A 17,765-nucleotide genomic window follows, 5' to 3' on the forward strand; every position below is an offset into this window, starting at 1 on the left:
AATCGTTAATTCTATTTAAGCGGATATTTAGTCGTATATATCAGTCAGGTATTGGTTAAACCGCGACTGTCATTTACATTGTGTATTTGCCTTTCATTAAATGTGTTCGTCTAGGCGCTCACCGAACTCAATAATAAAACGGCTCATTGCTTGTTTCCAGTTTTGACTGGGCATGCGCCATTTTTTAGAGGCTGATTCAATCGCCAAGTAAGTGACTTGATGAACAGAATCATCAGTCGGGAACACCTTACGTTTCTTAATGGCATAACGAATAACACTATTTAGCGATTCGATAGCATTAGTTGTGTAAATTGCTTTGCGAATATCATCAGGATACGCGAAGAATGTATTTAAGTTTTCCCAATGCGTGTACCTGTAAGGGGCAACTAAAATTGGAGATTGTTTTAGGCTGTTTTTTGTAATTTATGCTCATATTGCGCTGGCGATATATTTCCCAATCTTAAATGTTTTCTTTTTTGATTATAGAACAGTACTGATAGATTGACTAACCAAGGTCAAAAGTTCATTGAGAGCCATCTTCAGCGTTTCCATATTACGGATACTAACTCGCTACTTACACTTGAAAATGGCGAAAAAGTCATTCCACCATATGAAACATATTAACTAAGAATCTATCTCAATAGGGCTTTATTCGAGACTGTCCTGATTTTTGTGTAAGTGCTTTTTTTAGATTATCTTATTGATTAAACTAAAGAAGGTACTTTAAGTCAAAACATCCCAAGATCTTCGTCTGTTATGCCAAGCTCCGCAGCCAGTCTGTTTAGCAAAAGGTTAACTTAGCCGTTATTGATGCTTCCTTCTGCTTCAAGCTCTTTGAAGATACAGGTGTGAAAGTAAAAGTCTTTACAATAGGTAAAGTGTAATGTATTGTTGCGTAATGTAATCAATTGTCGCAATGATTATCTACGACCTATTACATATTAAAGATTGATTGAGCTGATCGGCTAGAGGACAAAAATATATGGCAATTTCCGTAAGATTAGATGAAGACTTCGTGTCTAACGCTAAGGTTCATGCGGAGGCAAAAAGCAGATCTGTGCCTAAACAAATTGAACATTGGGCTAAAATTGGGCGTATAGCCGAGGATAACCCTGATCTGCCATACAGCTTTATCGAAGAACTTTTATTAGCGCAAGCAGAGGTCGGGAACAATAAGGTTACTCGATATGTCCGAACCACAAAACGAGATTGACGTTTATCAATCAGCTAGATTTGAAAAGGCAATGAAAAAGCTGTCTAGTTTTAATGTAAAAGTAGTTGAAAATGAAATTGATCGGATTATCGAAAACCCATTAATCGGTGAGTTAAAGAAAGGTGATTTAGCTCACATGAGAGTACACAAGTTTAGACTAAATGAGTTAATAGTTTTGTTAGGTTATTCATGGGGTTCAGATAAACTTGAGTTGTACCTTCTTCATATAGGTTCTCATGATAACTTCTATGAAGCACAAAAGAGGCAACGAAAAGCCGATTTGAAGATGATTAGATTGTAAGGGTCAACTAAAATAATCTCCAATTTTAGTTGACCCTTACCGTCGAGCCGAAACAAATGATCTGCTTTAATAAAACAGTCTTGCCTGCACTGAGCTTAAAAATAGCGGAGTCCACGAACTTCTCATTGTTTGCGTCGATGGTCTAAAAGGCTTTCCCGATGCGATAAATAGCGTTTATCCATAAGCGCTGTTTTGCCTATCCCGATGATATTCGCAAAGTCACTGATACAACCAATGTTATCGCATCGGTCGCTAAAAAATGGCGCATGCCCAGTCAATATTGGAAACAGGCAATCAGCCGGTTTATTATTGAATTTGATGACCGCCTAAACGGTCATCTTTAATGAAAAGCAAATATACCGAATTATTTATAGGGTTTTGATTTAAGATGAAAACCAGTGCAATGATGCCCGATAATTAACGACTTCGCCGACAATAATTAGCGCAGGGCTATGGCATTGCTGGGCTAAGTGCGCCAGATGTTGTAGCTCACCGGTGACTACTTTTTGGTTGGGCAAGGTGCCATTTTCAATAATCGCCACCGGGGTCGTCGGCGCCATGTTTTGGGCTAATAGCGAGGCTTCAATCAGCGGCGCTTTGGTTAATCCCATATAAAAAACTAAAGTTTGATTTTTAACCGCCAAGCAGCGCCATTCAGGCAGAGTAATATCTTTGCCGTGGCCAGTAATAAAGCGCACGCTTTGCGCGTGGTCGCGGTGAGTCAAGGGGATCCCGGCATAAGTCGAACACCCTGAGGCCGCAGTAATACCGGGCACCACTGAAAAATTAATTTGATGTTGCACCAGCAATGCTAGTTCTTCCGCTCCGCGGCCAAAAATAAAGGGATCGCCCCCTTTTAGGCGCACTACGCGCTTTCCTTGCTGTGCGTGTTGTAACAGTAATTGATTGATTTGCGTTTGGGGCACACAGTGGTCGCCAGCACGTTTGCCGACAAAAATACGCTCCGCATCTCGGCGTACTAATTGCATCACTGGCTCAGAAACCAGTCGGTCATAAATAACCACATCGGCTTGTTGGATATGTTGTAAGCCTTTTAATGTTAGCAAGCCGGGATCGCCCGGGCCTGCGCCGACCAATACTACGCTGCCTTGAGGCGTGGTGGTTGACGGTTGCGCGTCAAAGAGCTGATTTAAACTGGCTTGAATATGGGGCTGATGTTGGTCCGCCACTGATTGCGCTAAGTTGGGATGAGTAAAAAAACGTTCCCAAAATTGACGCCGTTGGCTCATTCGGCTAAATCGTGCTTTGACGGTATCGCGTAACGAACCGGCTAATTCAGCTAAGCGCCCCAAATGCTGCGGTAGGCTGACTTCGAGCTTTTCGCGTAAGATGCGCGCCAAAACAGGGGCTTTGCCCCCCGAGGAGATAGCTACCATGATAGGTGAACGGTCGATAATCGATGGCATAATAAAACTGGCTTGCTGCGGTGAATCGACGACATTGCAGAAGGTTTGGCGTGCATTTGCCGCTTGATAGACCTGTTGATTGACGGCGTCGTTATTGGTTGCGGCAATCACTAGCCATTGATGGTTGATTAACTCGTCGGTAAACGCGCGCTGGATTAAGCGGATTTTTTGCGCCTGTTGCCAGCTTAAGAACTGCGGTGTAAATGACAAAGCCACCACGGTGAGCTGTGCGCCAGCATCGATTAATAAGCGCGCTTTGCGTTCTGCGATTTCACCCCCGCCGACCACAAGGCAAGGTTTTTGAGCTAATTGGCAAAAAATTGGGAAATAATCCATAGAGATACGCCTCACATCACGCCTGATTTATCGAGCACAGTTTTTGATCATGGTTTTGAATATAGTTTTGAATATAACTTCGAGCATAGCTTCGAGCATAGCTTGGATCATGGCTGCGATCATGGCTGTGAGCATAGTGGGGAGCACAGCCATCGAACCGATTTTATAAATCGCAAATTACCGATTATCGCCCATAGCCCATTACCCATTACTCATCACCTGAGCAGTTACGATCATTAGCCGCAATCGCCACATGGATCATTCCAGACTCGACCTTGACGGAGTAACTAGCGATTGAATATTCAGCATCCTCTAAACAATAGCCGTCAGATAAGCGAAAATGCTGTTTTTTCAATGGGCTAACAATCCATAATTGTTGATTATGTTCAGCAATCAAACCGCGAGACAGCACACTGGCTTGGGCAAAAGGGTCGATATTGCTTAAAGCAAATATTTGCTGATCGGCATACGGGCGAAATAGCGCCACTTGTGCTTCACCGACTAAGGCGCAAACCCCGGTGCCGGGAATAATGTCATCAACATGACAAACCGCTAACCATGAGCTCATGCGTTTTTCTCCGTTATTAACTGAACCGCGATCCGCTCTTCTGGGCGGGCAAGGAAAAATAGCGCAGTGTGTGCTTCACCGGCCAAAGCGCTAATTTCTGTGCCGGGAATAATGTCATCAACATGACCAACCGCTAACCATGGGCTCATGCGTTTTTCTCCGTTATTAACTGAACCGCGATCCGCTCTTCTGGGCGGGCAGGGCGAAATTGCGCGCGTTCTGGCACCCTTTGCACATTGGCATCCGGCAGTGGGCTATTGATAAAATGTTGAAAACGTGGGCGACCGGCGGTGTCATTAACCGCTAATTGCCATTCGCAGGCAAATTTTTCGCGTAGGCGAGATAATTCGCTTTCAAGTTGCTGATTTAATCCTAATTTGTCGTCGATGATCACTTGTTTGAGATAATCGATACCGCCCTCTAAGCTCTCTAACCAAACCGAAGTACGTTGTAATTTATCGGCGGTACGCAGATAAAACATCATGAAACGGTCGATATATTGGATAAGTGTGGCTTTATCCAGTGAGGCCGCCAGTAAATCGGCATGGCGGGGCTTCATGCCTCCGTTACCGCAAACATACAGGTTCCAGCCCATATCGGTAGCGATAATCCCGACATCTTTCCCTTGTGCCTCAGCACATTCGCGGGTACAGCCGGAAACCCCAAACTTCATTTTATGCGGGGTACGGATCCCTTTGTAACGGTGTTCTAACTCTACGCCCAGCGCGGTGCTGTCGCCCACGCCGAAACGACACCATGTGCTGCCAACACAGGTTTTTGCCATGCGCAGTGCTTTGGCATAGGCGTGACCGGTTTCGAAACCCGCATCGATTAATTGTTGCCATATCGCCGGTAAATCTTGTTTTTGCGCCCCAAACATGGCGATACGCTGGGAACCCGTGATTTTGGTATATAACTGGTACTTTTCAGCGATAGCTCCGATAGTGATTAATTCTTGTGGCGTGATTTCCCCACCGGCAGAGCGCGGAATAATTGAATATGTACCGTCTTTTTGCATATTAGCCAAGAAGTTATCGTTGGTATCTTGCAAGCTAACCAGTTCGTCGCGCAGAATAAAATCGTTCCAGCAAGAAGCTAATAATGAACCAATTGTCGGTTTGCAGACTTCACAGCCGTAGCCTTGTCCGTATTTTTCTAACAGTTGCTCAAAGGTAGTGATGTGTTCTACACGGATCAGGTGATACAGTTCTTGGCGAGAATAGGCAAAATGCTCGCATAAATGATGATTGACTTCGATGCCTTGGCTGGCAAGTTCGGCATTCAGTACTTGAGTGATCAATGGGATACAGCCGCCACAACCGGTACCGGCTTTGGTCGCTGCTTTGATCGCCCCGACAGTATGGCAGCCATTTTGTACCGCTTGAATGATGTCGCCTTTGGTAACATCAAAACAGGAGCAAATTTGAGCGCTATCGGGTAATGCGCCTACGCCAATCGCTGGCTTACTGCCCGCATGCGAGGGTAAAATCAGCGAATCAGGATGTTCAGGCAGTTCAATGCGATTAAGGGCGATTTGTAATAAATTGCCGTAGTCTTCGGTATCGCCGACTAATACCGCACCAAGCAAATATTTATTGTCTTCACTGACGATCAGGCGTTTATAAATTTCTTTATTTTCATCAAGATAAATATAGCTTCGGCTACCAGGCTGGCGACCTTGAGCATCGCCTATTCCGCCGACATCTACCCCGAGTAATTTTAATTTAGCGCTCATATCGGCGCCTGAAAATTGATTTTCGTGCTCGAGCAGGTGGTCAACCGCGACTTGGGCCATTTTATAGCCGGGCGCCACTAAGCCGTAAGTTTTTCCGCGCCATGAGGCGCATTCACCAATCGCATAAATATCGGGATCGGAGGTTTGACACTGGTCATTGATGACGATCCCCCCGCGTTCAGCCACGGCCAGCGAGCATTGGCGCGCGAGTTTATCATTTGGACGGATACCGGTAGAAAAAACAACAAAATCAACTTCTAAAGAGGAGCCATCGGCAAAAAACAGTGTTTTGCGAGCGGCAGTCCCGGTTTGGCTGATTTCTAAGGTGTTTTTAGCGGTATGTACTTGAACCCCCATGCGTTCAATTTTTTGTCGCAGTTGTTCGCCACCTTGTGGGTCTAATTGTTCCGCCATTAATACGGGCGCGAATTCAATTACATGGGTTTCTATTCCCAAGTTTTTTAATGCGCCAGCGGCCTCTAAGCCGAGCAAGCCTCCGCCGATCACCGCGCCTTTAGTACTGCGCCGCGCACAGGCTTCAATCGCATTTAAATCTTCGATAGTGCGGTAAACAAAACAATCTGGGCCATCGTTACCTTGGATCGGCGGAACCCATGGATAAGAGCCGGTCGCTATGATTAATTTATCGTAATGCACTGTACGGCCGGTATTGGTGTGTAGCACTTTTTCTTGGCGATTGATGGTGATCACACGTTCGCCGACCAAGACATTGATAGCGTGCTTTTCATACAGGCCAGGTTTCACTAGCGAGAGTTCTTCGGCGGTATGATGAGAAAAATAAGAGGAAAGATGCACGCGGTCGTAGGCGACTCGCGGCTCTTCACAAAATACAGTAATATCAAAAGGTTGGTCTGGTGTTTTGTCGATCAGATCTTCGATAAAGCGATGCCCAACCATCCCATTACCTATGATTGCTAGCTTTATTTTGCTCATCATATGCCTCAGCGTTAATTCATTCTTACGTTAAAAATACGGCGCTGGGATATTTTCTCTTTGATGTATATCAAATGCAGCTTAATCAATTCAGCTATTAGTACTTAATGATTATTCTTTAGCTATCAATTACCTATAAAGTGGTAATTTGTGATCAGCGGATATTCTGTGGCGGTGGATGTTATTCTTTTTGTTCGGTTTTTATCCAGAAGCAGGACAGTTGGCATCGGGTTCGGCAGGGAATATGGCATCAAGCTTGGCGGAGAAAGAATAGCCGCCTAGCTGTGTCTCGCGGCTAATAATAGTTTGATGACAATAATTAAATGACAACAGTTTGATGATAGCCGTCTAATGATAACCGCTTAATCGCAATAATAAATTGTTGTTGGCGATTAATTTTCCTTTCATAAGGGCGTAGACTGATGACTGTACGCGACTAAAAGTGGCTAAATACCACCGTAGATGGGTGGATAATATGGGGTTGCTAGCGGATTGACGCTGGGCGCGATGAAGGCTTAACGCTATTGAGGTTTTTTAAAACTATGAGTACACAAGACACAAATTCCCATCAACCTTTTGGTGCGTTGTTGGGGTATGCCCCAGGAGGGGTCGCCATCTATTCGTCTGATTATGACACAGTTGATCCACAGCAGTATCCGGATGATGCCTCATTTCGCAGCTATATAGGCAATGAATACATGGGGTATAAGTGGCAGTGCGTTGAATTTGCTCGTCGTTTTTTATATCTCAATTATGGCGTGGTATTTACCGATGTGGGGATGGCGTATGAAATTTTTTCGTTACGCTTTCTTCGCCAAGTTATTAATGACGCTATTTTGCCATTACAGGCGTTTGCTAACGGCAGTAAACAGCCGCCGGTTGCGGGGGCCTTGCTGATTTGGCAACAAGGCGGTGAATTCAAACACACCGGTCATGTGGCGATTATTACCGAGGTCTTTGAGCATAAAGTACGGATAGTCGAACAAAACGTGATCCATCATCGTTTACCCGTCGGGCAGCAATGGACGCGAGAACTGGCACTGTCTCGCAGTGAAGACGGCGATTATTATTTGCACGATACGTTTGATGATACTGAAATTTTAGGCTGGATGATCTCTGGGGAAAATAGCCCTTATGGTTTGCCACAACCGATTATTTCGGCTGATCTTCTCGCCATTCATGCGGAGCGCGTCGCTATGCACGGCCAATTTGATCATGATTGGTTAGATCCGCAAGATCCCCTCGAACATGCCTATATTGAAGCGAATCATGGGCATATCATTACCGCTGACCCTTATCAGTATTTTAGTCTTTCTCACAGCGCAGAGCAGGAATTAATCAGAGCAACCAATGAACTGCATTTAATGTATCTGCATGCTACCGATAAAGTGCTGAAAGATGATGAATTATTAAAACTGTTTAATATTCCAGAAATTTTATGGCCACGTTTACGTTTATCTTGGCAAAATCGACGTCACCAAATGATCACCGGACGGCTGGATTTCTGTATGGATGAGCGCGGGCTCAAAGTGTATGAATATAATGCAGATTCCGCATCTTGCCATACTGAAACGGCGGTAATTTTGGCGAAATGGGCCAAACAAGCCGGGGTGAAACATGGGGAAGATCCGGGCCAGCATTTATTAGCGGCGCTGTCGGATAGCTGGAAACACAGCGATGCCAAACCTTTTGTGCATTTAATGCAGGATGTTGATAGTGAAGAGGATTATCACGCATTGTTTATGCAACGTACCTTAACTCATGCCGGGATCGACAGTAAAATTCTGCATGGATTAGACGAGTTGCATTGGAACACCTTGGGTCAATTGGTCGATGGTGATAACCGGGTCGTTAATTGTGTGTGGAAAACCTGGGCATGGGAAACCGCGTTAGATCAACTGCGGGCAGAGAGCGAAGCTGATTATGCGGCGCCGCCTATCCGTACTGGGCATGAAGCGAATCAAGTGCGTTTAATTGATGTGCTGCTGCGTCCCGAAGTCACGGTGTTTGAACCGCTATGGACCTTGATCCCCAGCAATAAAGCCATTTTACCGATACTGTGGTCTCTGTTCCCACACCATCGTTATTTGTTGGATACCGATTTTGAAATCAATGCTGAATTAGCTCAAACCGGCTATGCAATTAAACCGATCGCCGGGCGTTGTGGTAATAATATTGGTTTGGTTAACCATGATGAGCAGATGCTGGATGAAACTCATGGTAAATTTGCCCAGCAAGAAAATATTTATCAGCAATTGTGGTGTTTGCCGCAGGTGGCGGAGCGTTATCTGCAAGTCTGTACTTTTACCGTCGGTGGGCATTATGGTGGCGTCTGTTTACGCTCTGATCCGTCGTTAGTGATCAAAAAAGAAAGCGATATTGAGCCATTACGAATTTTAGACGATGATGATTTTATCCGTGCAGATTAATCGATTAATTCGGTAGTCATTGGCAGATTTATCCGTGTGTATTAATGAGTGTGTATTAACAGCTAGCGCTATTAATTAAGTTGTATTTACTAAGCGATATTAACCAAGCGATATTAACCATAAGGAAAGCATAATGAGTTCACACAATGCGGTTACCGTAGTGGCTTATATTACGGTCAATGATAAAAGTGACCTTGATATGATTGAGGCTACGTTAAAAACTACGGTGCAAGCGGTGAAGCAAGAGCCGGGTTGCGAAATGTATGCGCTGCATAGAAATAATGATCATCCACTGCAATTTATCATGATTGAAAAGTGGAGTTCGCCGCAAATGCTGGAGCAGCATAGTCAAGCGGCCGCGCTACAGAATTTAGGCCGGGTATTGGCCGGTAAAGCGCAGCTTGAAGTAAAAACCATGCAATTAATCGCATAATAGTGATTTAATCGTTATATGATAGCCGGATAATCGCTATCAAATAAATCAGGGGCACATTATGTGCCCCTGATTATTCATAACAGCTAATGAGTTATCACTAATCAGCTTTCAGTTAGTTATCTTACAATAATACCTAATAAAATCCCGATGGCACCAAAGTCCGCATCACTAAATGTGGTATTGGCAATGCCGATGTTACCCAGTACCGGTAATAAGAACACGGGCAAGAAGGTGATTAATAGGCCTTGAGCAAATGCGCCTAAAATCGCCCCGCGACGTCCACCGGTGGCATTACCAAATACCCCAGCCGCTGCACCCACAAAGAAGTGTGGAACTACGCCCGGAATGATAATAGTCATGTTTAAGGCATATAAAATGAACATGCCGATAACCCCTGCCGCAAAGCTGCTGAGGAAGCCAACTAGTACCGCATTCGGTGCGTAAGGGAAGACCACTGGGCAGTCCAGTGCCGGTTTGGCGTTCGGCACCAGTTTATCGGAGATACCTTTAAATGCGGGAACGATTTCAGCAATCACCATGCGTACACCTTGCAGGATGATATAGACCCCAGCCGCGAAGGTGATGGATTGCATTAGAGAGAACATGAACCAGCTTTTTCCGCCGCTGACTTCACGCACATAATCGCCGCCAGCGAATAGGCAGGTGATCACAAAGATAATCGCCATGGTGAACGAGATAGCCACAGGGGTATCTCGCAGGAATAATAGGCTTTTAGGCACATTCATTTCTTCGGTTGAATGGGCTTTATTACCAAATTTGCTTCCGATAAAGCCGGCTAAAACGTAAGAAATTGTCGAGAAGTGACCGATAGCCACATCGTCTGAACCGGTGACTTTTTTCATATAAGGGTGGGCGATCGCTGGGAAGAAGACCATGCAGAAGCCGACAACTAATGAGCCAATCACCACTAACATAGTGCCTTCAACGCCGGCTGTCGCTAAGATCACCGCCACCATCATTGACATGAATAATGTATGATGACCGGTTAAGAAAATGAATTTCCATGGCGTCAAGCGGGCAATCAGAATATTGATCACCATGGCAAAGAACATGATCATCGCCATTTCTTTACCGAAGCTTTTTTGAGCAATAGAAACAATCGCTTCGTTATTGGGGACTACACCGTGGATGCCAAAAGCATGCTGGAAGATAGCCGAGAAATCCCCTAGCGAACTGACTACCAGCCCGGCGCCGGCGCCTAAAATCACAAAACCCATGATGGTTTTGACCGTACCTTTAATGCACTCGGTAACCGGCTTTTTCTGGGCAATTAAGCCGATAAGGGCAATGAAACCGACTAAAATAGCCGGTTCGGATAACACATCTTGCATCAGGAAACGAAAAAATTCCATATTGCCTCCTACAGCGCACCAAGCTCAACTAAGGCGACAGAAAGGCGTTCTTTCATCGCAGCTTTATCAATCATATTGTTAAGCGCTACAATTTTACCGCCGACCGCTTGCGCCACTAATTGCTCTGCAATATCGTTAGTGCCGACAAAGATATCGCTCTGCGTCCCTTTTGCTGAGCCTAAATCCACATGATCAACCTCGGCAGTGACGCCCAGATCTTTCAGAATGGTTTTGATGCTCATTTCCATCATTAAACTTGTTCCTAAACCATTTCCACATACGACGGTGATTTTCATAATATTATCCTTGTCTTTCATTTATTAGGTTAAAAATAGCGGCTAGATCTAGCGGCTAAATAATCGCTGGTGGTTGTACTTTGTCATCGCGTCGCTTACCGCGCGCCAAGACAGTGTTAATCTTTAGAGTGAATATTCAGTGTCAATATTGATTAATACGGTGCAACTAGAGTCGCAGCAGTTAGTATTTACTGATCACCGCTAAAACATCATCGACAGTCGCGGCATTGATTAATTGGTCGATATCTTCTTGGTTATCAAATAATTCCGCTAACTGAGAGATAGCCCCCACATGGCTATCGCTATCGGTAGCGGCCAGCACAAATAACAGTTTGATGGGGTCGTTCTCATCGGCATCAAAATTAACCCCGTGTTGGATCACTGTCAGGCCGAGTGACAGCTTGTTAACCCCATTTTCAGGGCGTGCATGCGGCATCGCGATACCGGGACCTAACACATAATAAGGACCAATCGCTTCATGGGACTGAATAATCGCCTCAACATATTGTGGCTGAACTGAGCCATTATTAATTAATGGCTGGCAGGATTGAGTCACCGCATCTCGCCAGTTTGTCGCGCTGGGTAGAACTTGGATGACGTCGGCTGTTAGGAGTGTCTTTAGCATCTTCTTTTCCCGCAGTGATTCGGTGATTAGGTTAAATGATGATTTCCCATGATAGTAATCAGGAATGGTAGCGCTATCTAGAGTGATTTATTGAAATTGTGATAGCGCTATCATTCTGCGCTAATTTATTTGCTGGTTATCGATAAACCCGACACAGTGTCAGCTCTCTCTGCAAGGGTAAATACGCTATAATCCGCTTAATGGCTCACGATACGATGAAATGATTATTTTATGGAAAAAGTAAGAAAACGGCGCAATACAGGCAGGGTAACGTTACAAGACGTGGCTAAACATGCGGGAGTAGGCTCCATGACCGTCTCTCGGGCGTTGCGTACCCCGGAGTTAGTCTCAGATAAATTAAGGCAAAAGATAGAACAAGCGGTGGAAGAATTAGGCTATGTACCTAATTTGGCTGCGGGAATGTTGGCGTCAGGGGTCAGTCGCAATGTGGCGGTGCTGGTGCCTTCGTTAACCGATCATTCGAGCGCCACCTTTTTACAAGCGTTGCAGGAAATCCTTAACCAAAATAATTATCAGGTATTAATTGGCTGCCATGAATATAATCAACACAAAGAATTGGAAGTCTTAAATACGTTATTGCACGCCAATCCGGCGGCGTTAGTGATCTTTGGTAATTTGGTGTCAGAAAAATCAACGGTGGAACTATTAAATACCCATATTCCGATTATTAGTATTGCCGGTTATTACCATCAGCCATCGCTAAATATCGATAGCAATATCGAAGATGGCGCTTATTTTTTAGCGAAATATATGCTGGATAAAGGCTATAAAAATATTGGTTATATTGGCGCGCAAATGGATAATAAATTGCAAAATCAGCAATTAAGTGGCTGGGCGAAAGCCATGCTACATCATTATCATAGCGCCGAGCAGAGCATTACTACGCCGTATGCGGCCAGTATGCAATTTGGTCGGCAAGCGATTACTGAAATGTTAACCCGTCAGCCTGAATTAGATGGCGTAATTTGTAGCCATGAAGTGATTGCGTTGGGGATTATGTTTGAATGCCAACGGCGATTATTAAAAATTCCGGCCAGTTTAGCGGTGGCTTGTCTTGAGGGGACGGAGAATTGTGATCACATTCAGCCGACATTAACCTCGATCCGTATTGATTATCGTAAAATAGGGCGGGAAGCCGGTAAAAAATTGACCAAATGGTTAAGTCAGCCGGTAAATGAAGATGGCCCGACTTTGCGAGAAGAGATTATTTTTCCTTATCGGTTCGAACCCCGGCAAAGCGCCTGAGCCAGCTATTATCATCGGGTTATTAGTGATAATAGGCCATACGCTCAGGGGATCCGCCGGGTTCAATAGCGCGGGTGGCCGATAAGCGAAGCACCGCGAGACGATAAAAAATTATGCGTTATAGAAAGAATAATATTTACGCGGGATAATTATGGAATCCGAGTTTTTCAGAAATATTACGACACGCATTTTTTAGCATATCGACATAGTAATCTTGGTGTTGTTGATCATAGCGAATGGTGGGCAGAGAAATCGATAACCCGGCAATCGCACGACCAAACCTATCGTAAACGGGCGCAGCAATACATCTTAATCCCAGTTCTTGTTCTTCAATATCTTCAGCAAAATGTTGTTCACGGACTTGCGCTAATTGAGCGAGCAATTGATCAACATTTTCTAAGGTATTTGCAGTATTTTTAATAAAGGTGACATCTTTTATCGTATTAAGATAGCCGATTATTTTAATTAACTGATTTGGAGTAAAGAATGAAAATTGCATTAATGATGGAAAATAGCCAAGCCGCGAAAAACCCAATCATCATCAACCAATTAAAACAAGTTGCGACCCCATTAGGCCACCAAGTATTTAACGTAGGGATGAGTGATGAGCAAGATCATCATCTGACCTACATTCATTTAGGAATTATGGCGAGCCTGTTATTGAATTCTAAGGCGGTTGATTTTGTGGTGGCGGGGTGTGGTACCGGGCAAGGCGCATTGATGTCATTGAACATTCATCCGGGAGTGGTCTGTGGTTACTGTTTAGAGCCTTCCGATGCTTTCCTGTTTAATCAAATCAATAACGGTAATGCTATTTCTCTGGCTTTCGCGAAAGGTTTTGGTTGGGGCGCGGAATTGAATGTGCAGTATATCTTTGAAAAAGCCTTCACCGGTGAGCGCGGTCAAGGGTATCCGATTGAGCGTGCTGAGCCGCAACAATGCAATGCGGCTATTTTGAATCAAGTTAAAGCCGCGATAGTCAAAGATGATTATCTGGACAGTCTGCGTGCTATTGATCAGTCACTGGTTAAAACAGCGGTGTCTGGCGAGCGTTTCCAAGAATGTTTCTTTGCCCATTGCCAGAAACCAGAAATTGCCGACTATGTGCGTTCTTTATTAGCATAATCGCCTAATCATCGATGATTTGTTGTTTCTAGGTTGCCGCACTGGCCGCTTAGAAACACAGATAAACTGATTTGAAAACCGACTTTATGGGATAGATAACGTTTATCTAACTAGGTTGAATAAAAGCCCAAATAGGTGATTTAAATGAATATAAATCATATTGCTGTGATTGGTGAATGTATGGTTGAGCTACAGCAAGGCGAGGGGGGATATAGGCAAGGGTTTGGCGGTGATACGCTAAATACCGCGTTATATCTTTCTCGTTTGACCTCGGCTCACGGGGTAACCACCCGATATATCACGGGGTTGGGCGAAGATCCTTTCAGTCGCAAAATGCTCGAAAGCTGGCAGCAAGAAAATATTAATACCGATAATGTGTTTATTTTACAGGATAAACTGCCGGGGATTTATCTGATTGAAACCGCACAAGACGGTGAGCGCCGTTTCTTTTATTGGCGGGATAATTCGTCGGCCAAATATTGGTTAACCGCAGAGACAGCCGCGCAGACGGGCGAGCTTTTAAGCCAGCAGCATATGATTTATCTCAGTGGGATCAGCTTGGCGATTTTACCGCCAGCCCAACGAGACCTGTTGTTTAGCTTGCTTGCACAGGCAAAATTGTCCGGTGCAAAAATTGCGTTTGATAACAATTATCGGCCTAAATTATGGTCATCGATCGCTGAAGCTCAGCAGGCTTATGCCCGTATTTTGGCACTGACAGATATGGCTTTTTTAACTTTTGATGATGAAAAATTGTTGTACGGCGATCAACAAGAACAACAATCGATAGAACGCGCACGCGCGCTTGGCGTTGAAGAAATTGTGATTAAGCGGGGCTCTGAACCCTGCTATGTAATTATTAATAATAACAAATGGATCGTTGCGGCCAATAAAGTGGACAAAGTGGTTGATACCACGGCGGCCGGTGATTCTTTTAGCGCAGGCTATTTAGCCAAGCGGGTCACGGGCGGAACCCCAGAACAAGCGGCAAAAGCCGGGCATGATTTAGCCTCAGTGGTTATCCAACACCAGGGAGCCATTATTCCAACCGCAGCCATGCCTGAGATAACCCCCCATTAAGGAATCGAAAATGCATACCGCGTTATATGAAAAATTAAAACAAATTAAAGTGATCCCAGTTATTACGATTAACCATGCTGAGTATGCTGTTGCTTTAGCTCAAGTGCTGATTGAAAATGGTTTACCGTGCGCCGAAGTGACTTTCCGGACACCTGCTGCTGCGCAAGCGATTAAAAATATGCGTGCGGCATACCCGGATTTACTGATTTGTGCGGGCACGGTATTAACCCCCGCGCAGGTTGATCAAGCGATGGCAGCAGGGGCAGATTTTGTGGTCAGCCCAGGGTTTAATCCTAACGTTGTGGCGTATTGTCAGCAAAAAAATATATTAATTATTCCTGGTATTAATAGCCCGAGTTTGGTCGAACAGGCGATGGAATTTGATTTAAAAGTGTTTAAATTCTTCCCGGCGGAAGCTTCAGGCGGGTTACCGATGCTCAAAGCATTAAGCGCGGTGTATCCGGTCGAATTTATGCCAACTGGCGGCATTGATTTACATAATGTTAGAGCTTATTTTGCGTTTAAATCGGTGATTGCTTGTGGCGGTTCGTGGATGGTGCCGACGGCATTGATTGAAGCGCAGCAATGGGACGCATTGGCTAAATTAGTCACTGAAGCCGCTGCCGCGGTATAATCAGCTGGCGGTTTGGATGGTCGAGCGGTTTGGCGCTAATGGTATCATCGGCTTGTTGCTGAATATTTAAGGTTTGCCATTGGGCTAAATTTTTTTCTACCATTTCATGGCTGATTTTTTTATCTTTACTTGCGCCTGGGTAATCATCAAAGCGCCGATAAATCTTGGCGGTTTCAGGTTGGTCATCGCGAAATGCAACCTTGAAATTGAGTTGGGAATAATACTGCTGGAACATTTGATCGTACATTCGCAGCGCACGCCAGTTTTTGCTCACCATGGTGTTGACTGCATTATTGACGAACGGAATGGAATCATCGGAGATCGGCCAGCGCAGATCAACGGGTACGCTCATGATCAACTGATCAAAAAAACCGTTCCGGCGTGATCGCTTAAAATATCTCACGAGGCTAGAGTCGTATCATCTAAAATGCGAGCTTGCTCATGTTTTCATCATGTTTATCTATTTTATGAAAAGCTTTTCATATATCGTAATGTGAAAAGCTTTTCATAAATCAGAGAGTGCGTCAAAATGAATGAAAAAATCAGTAAACAGATCCTTGCGGCTATAGGTGGCAAAGACAATATTGTCGCCCTGGAACATTGTGCGACAAGGTTACGCATCGTGGTCAAAGATAATGACTTAGTTGCGGCTGATGTGATTAAAAATATTGATAAAGTGCGTGGTTATTTTTATCAATCAGGGCAACATCAAATTATTCTTGGTACCGGATTAGTCGATAAAATTTATGCTTTAATGACTGCCGATGCTCCGGCATCTAGCGCTTCGGTTAAGCAATCTGCCTATGAAAACATGAATTGGTTTCAAAAAAGTATCCGCGCTTTAGCGGATGTTTTTATTCCTTTAATTCCGGTATTAGTCGCGACTGGTTTGTTTATGGGGATCCGTGGATTTGCTGAGCAATTGGGTTTCGAATTTTCGCCAGATGTGCTGGTATTGACTCAAGTAGTTACTGATACGGTATTTATTTTCTTACCGGCACTGGTAGTTTGGTCGGCATTTAATCGTTTTGGTGGTACGCCGGTGGTGGGGATGGTGTTAGGTTTGATGTTAGTTGCCCCAATGCTGCCGAATGCATGGGATGTTGCCAGCGGCGGAACTGAAATGCTAAAAATTGGCTTTTTTAATATCCAAGGCTATCAAGGAACAATTATTCCTGCGCTGATTGTGGGTATTTTTGGCGCCAATGTTGAACGCTGGATCCGCCGTTGGATGCCGGCGGTGGTTGATTTAGTGTTTACCCCATTTTTAACTATCTTAATTGGTTCGATGACCGCATTATTTATCATTGGTCCGATTTTTACCTTAGTCGAGCACGGTATTATGAACTCGGCCAATGTGATTATTAATTTACCTTACGGTATTGGTGGAGGTATCCTAGGCGCGGCGCAGCAAGCATTAACCGTAACCGGTTTGCATCATTCATTAATGGTTGTGGAATTAAATTTATTAGCTAATGGCGGAGTTAACCCACTGAATGCCTTGATTACTGCATCGATGGCGGGTCAAGCAGGCGCCGCGATTGCTTATACGTTATCGTTAAAAGATAAAAAAGAGAAAGCCCTTAAATTTTCATCCATCGTACCTTGTTTCTTTGGGATCACTGAGCCATTACTGTTCGGTGTTACCTTGACTAACTCTAAAGTATTTTTATCTGGCATGATTGGCGGTGCGGTTGCCGGGGTATTTGCCATGTTAATGCATATAGCTCCGCCAATGATGGGAATTACCTTCTTACCTGCTATTCCTGGCTATTTAGGGCATGGAATGGCGTTATATCTCGCGATGATCGCGATAGCCATGATTGTTGGAATGATCTTCACTAAATTATTAGTTAAATCTCCAGCATCAGCAGAATAATCATTATTAGTGCCCCTTTGGGGTACTTTTTTCTTACTGCGCTAGTTTCCAGCCGATGGCTGGTCATCAATATTAGGTAATTAACATC

At 44.4% G+C, this 17,765-nt stretch carries 18 protein-coding genes and 2 pseudogenes; 10 read left to right on the plus strand and 10 right to left on the minus strand.

From position 1 onward, the window contains the following. Positions 1 to 96: 96 nt before the first annotated feature. Positions 97 to 369, minus strand: a pseudogene (locus M992_RS14675) (transposase); the annotation flags it as partial. Between the two features lie 613 nt (positions 370 to 982). Between M992_RS14675 and M992_RS06475 the strand changes: the two are divergent. The 3 genes and pseudogenes from M992_RS06475 to M992_RS14940 form a co-directional block, all read left to right on the plus strand. Continuing rightward, positions 983 to 1,213 (plus strand): ParD-like family protein, encoded by a 231-nt coding sequence (locus tag M992_RS06475; protein ID WP_047255907.1) that lies wholly within the window; start codon positions 983 to 985, stop codon positions 1,211 to 1,213. Continuing rightward, positions 1,188 to 1,514 (plus strand): type II toxin-antitoxin system RelE/ParE family toxin, encoded by a 327-nt coding sequence (locus M992_RS06480; RefSeq protein ID WP_047255908.1) that lies wholly within the window; start codon positions 1,188 to 1,190, stop codon positions 1,512 to 1,514. The genes M992_RS06475 and M992_RS06480 overlap by 26 nt, the downstream gene beginning before the upstream one ends. Positions 1,515 to 1,602: 88 nt before the next feature. Beyond that, positions 1,603 to 1,858: pseudogene (locus M992_RS14940) on the plus strand (transposase); the annotation flags it as partial. 39 nt (positions 1,859 to 1,897) lie between these two features. On the opposite strand, the gene cysG reads toward M992_RS14940, so the two are convergent. The 4 genes from cysG to nirB all read right to left on the minus strand — a co-directional run bounded on the left by cysG (position 1,898) and on the right by nirB (position 6,534). Further along, a complete protein-coding gene (cysG, locus tag M992_RS06485; RefSeq protein ID WP_053907822.1) occupies positions 1,898 to 3,277 on the minus strand; it encodes a siroheme synthase CysG in 1,380 nt (459 codons plus the stop codon). Positions 3,278 to 3,485: 208 nt separating this feature from the next. Next, positions 3,486 to 3,845, minus strand: coding sequence for a nitrite reductase small subunit NirD (gene nirD, locus M992_RS06490; RefSeq protein WP_053907823.1), 360 nt, complete (start codon positions 3,843 to 3,845; stop codon positions 3,486 to 3,488). Next, positions 3,842 to 3,994: a Rieske (2Fe-2S) protein gene (locus tag M992_RS15060; protein WP_156317257.1), complete on the minus strand. Its 153-nt coding sequence runs from the start codon at positions 3,992 to 3,994 to the stop codon at positions 3,842 to 3,844. Before M992_RS15060 ends, nirD begins: the two co-directional genes overlap by 4 nt. Further along, positions 3,991 to 6,534, minus strand: coding sequence for a nitrite reductase large subunit NirB (nirB, locus tag M992_RS06495; RefSeq protein WP_053907824.1), 2,544 nt, complete (start codon positions 6,532 to 6,534; stop codon positions 3,991 to 3,993). Before nirB ends, M992_RS15060 begins: the two co-directional genes overlap by 4 nt. Before the next feature lie 542 nt (positions 6,535 to 7,076). Between nirB and gss the strand changes: the two genes are divergently transcribed. Then, a complete protein-coding gene (gss, locus tag M992_RS06500; protein ID WP_053907825.1) occupies positions 7,077 to 8,963 on the plus strand; it encodes a bifunctional glutathionylspermidine amidase/synthase in 1,887 nt (628 codons plus the stop codon). Between the two features lie 133 nt (positions 8,964 to 9,096). Continuing rightward, positions 9,097 to 9,396, plus strand: coding sequence for a putative quinol monooxygenase (locus M992_RS06505; protein ID WP_053907826.1), 300 nt, complete (start codon positions 9,097 to 9,099; stop codon positions 9,394 to 9,396). A 119-nt stretch (positions 9,397 to 9,515) separates the two neighbouring features. Here the strand turns inward: M992_RS06505 and ulaA are convergent, their stop codons facing one another. From ulaA to M992_RS06520, 3 genes are all read right to left on the minus strand, one after another. Then, positions 9,516 to 10,772 (minus strand): PTS ascorbate transporter subunit IIC, encoded by a 1,257-nt coding sequence (gene ulaA, locus M992_RS06510; protein ID WP_047255914.1) that lies wholly within the window; start codon positions 10,770 to 10,772, stop codon positions 9,516 to 9,518. Positions 10,773 to 10,780: 8 nt separating this feature from the next. After that, on the minus strand, positions 10,781 to 11,068 hold the full coding sequence (locus M992_RS06515) for a PTS sugar transporter subunit IIB (RefSeq protein WP_047255915.1): 288 nt from the start codon (positions 11,066 to 11,068) through the stop codon (positions 10,781 to 10,783). A gap of 181 nt (positions 11,069 to 11,249) precedes the next feature. Continuing rightward, on the minus strand, positions 11,250 to 11,693 hold the full coding sequence (locus M992_RS06520) for a PTS sugar transporter subunit IIA (protein WP_047255916.1): 444 nt from the start codon (positions 11,691 to 11,693) through the stop codon (positions 11,250 to 11,252). 231 nt (positions 11,694 to 11,924) lie between these two features. Here M992_RS06520 and M992_RS06525 point away from each other — a divergent pair, with 231 nt between their 5' ends. Further along, on the plus strand, positions 11,925 to 12,959 hold the full coding sequence (locus tag M992_RS06525; RefSeq protein WP_053907827.1) for a LacI family DNA-binding transcriptional regulator: 1,035 nt from the start codon (positions 11,925 to 11,927) through the stop codon (positions 12,957 to 12,959). A gap of 136 nt (positions 12,960 to 13,095) precedes the next feature. Here the strand turns inward: M992_RS06525 and M992_RS06530 are convergent, their stop codons facing one another. After that, on the minus strand, positions 13,096 to 13,458 hold the full coding sequence (locus M992_RS06530; RefSeq protein WP_053907828.1) for an IclR family transcriptional regulator domain-containing protein: 363 nt from the start codon (positions 13,456 to 13,458) through the stop codon (positions 13,096 to 13,098). On the opposite strand from M992_RS06530, the gene M992_RS06535 reads away from it, so the two are divergent. The 3 genes from M992_RS06535 (at position 13,446) to M992_RS06545 (ending at position 15,798) form a co-directional block, all read left to right on the plus strand. Beyond that, positions 13,446 to 14,084: an RpiB/LacA/LacB family sugar-phosphate isomerase gene (locus M992_RS06535; protein ID WP_047255919.1), complete on the plus strand. Its 639-nt coding sequence runs from the start codon at positions 13,446 to 13,448 to the stop codon at positions 14,082 to 14,084. The genes M992_RS06530 and M992_RS06535 overlap by 13 nt on opposite strands. 144 nt (positions 14,085 to 14,228) lie before the next feature. After that, positions 14,229 to 15,164 carry a 2-dehydro-3-deoxygluconokinase gene (gene kdgK, locus M992_RS06540; RefSeq protein ID WP_053907829.1) on the plus strand — a complete coding sequence of 312 codons (936 nt, stop codon included), beginning with the start codon at positions 14,229 to 14,231 and terminating at the stop codon, positions 15,162 to 15,164. A 10-nt stretch (positions 15,165 to 15,174) separates the two neighbouring features. Further along, positions 15,175 to 15,798 carry a bifunctional 4-hydroxy-2-oxoglutarate aldolase/2-dehydro-3-deoxy-phosphogluconate aldolase gene (locus M992_RS06545; RefSeq protein ID WP_053907830.1) on the plus strand — a complete coding sequence of 208 codons (624 nt, stop codon included), beginning with the start codon at positions 15,175 to 15,177 and terminating at the stop codon, positions 15,796 to 15,798. On the opposite strand, the gene M992_RS06550 is transcribed toward M992_RS06545, so the two are convergent. Then, the gene (locus tag M992_RS06550; RefSeq protein WP_053907831.1) at positions 15,773 to 16,150 is read right to left on the minus strand and encodes a hypothetical protein; all 378 of its coding nucleotides are present in this window, start codon (positions 16,148 to 16,150) and stop codon (positions 15,773 to 15,775) included. The genes M992_RS06545 and M992_RS06550 overlap by 26 nt on opposite strands. A gap of 177 nt (positions 16,151 to 16,327) precedes the next feature. On the opposite strand from M992_RS06550, the gene M992_RS06555 reads away from it, so the two are divergent. Next, positions 16,328 to 17,677 carry a PTS transporter subunit EIIC gene (locus M992_RS06555; protein ID WP_053907832.1) on the plus strand — a complete coding sequence of 450 codons (1,350 nt, stop codon included), beginning with the start codon at positions 16,328 to 16,330 and terminating at the stop codon, positions 17,675 to 17,677. Positions 17,678 to 17,765 lie beyond the last annotated feature (88 nt).

The organism is Moellerella wisconsensis ATCC 35017 (assembly GCF_001294465.1).
Classification (GTDB): Bacteria; Pseudomonadota; Gammaproteobacteria; order Enterobacterales; family Enterobacteriaceae; genus Moellerella; species Moellerella wisconsensis.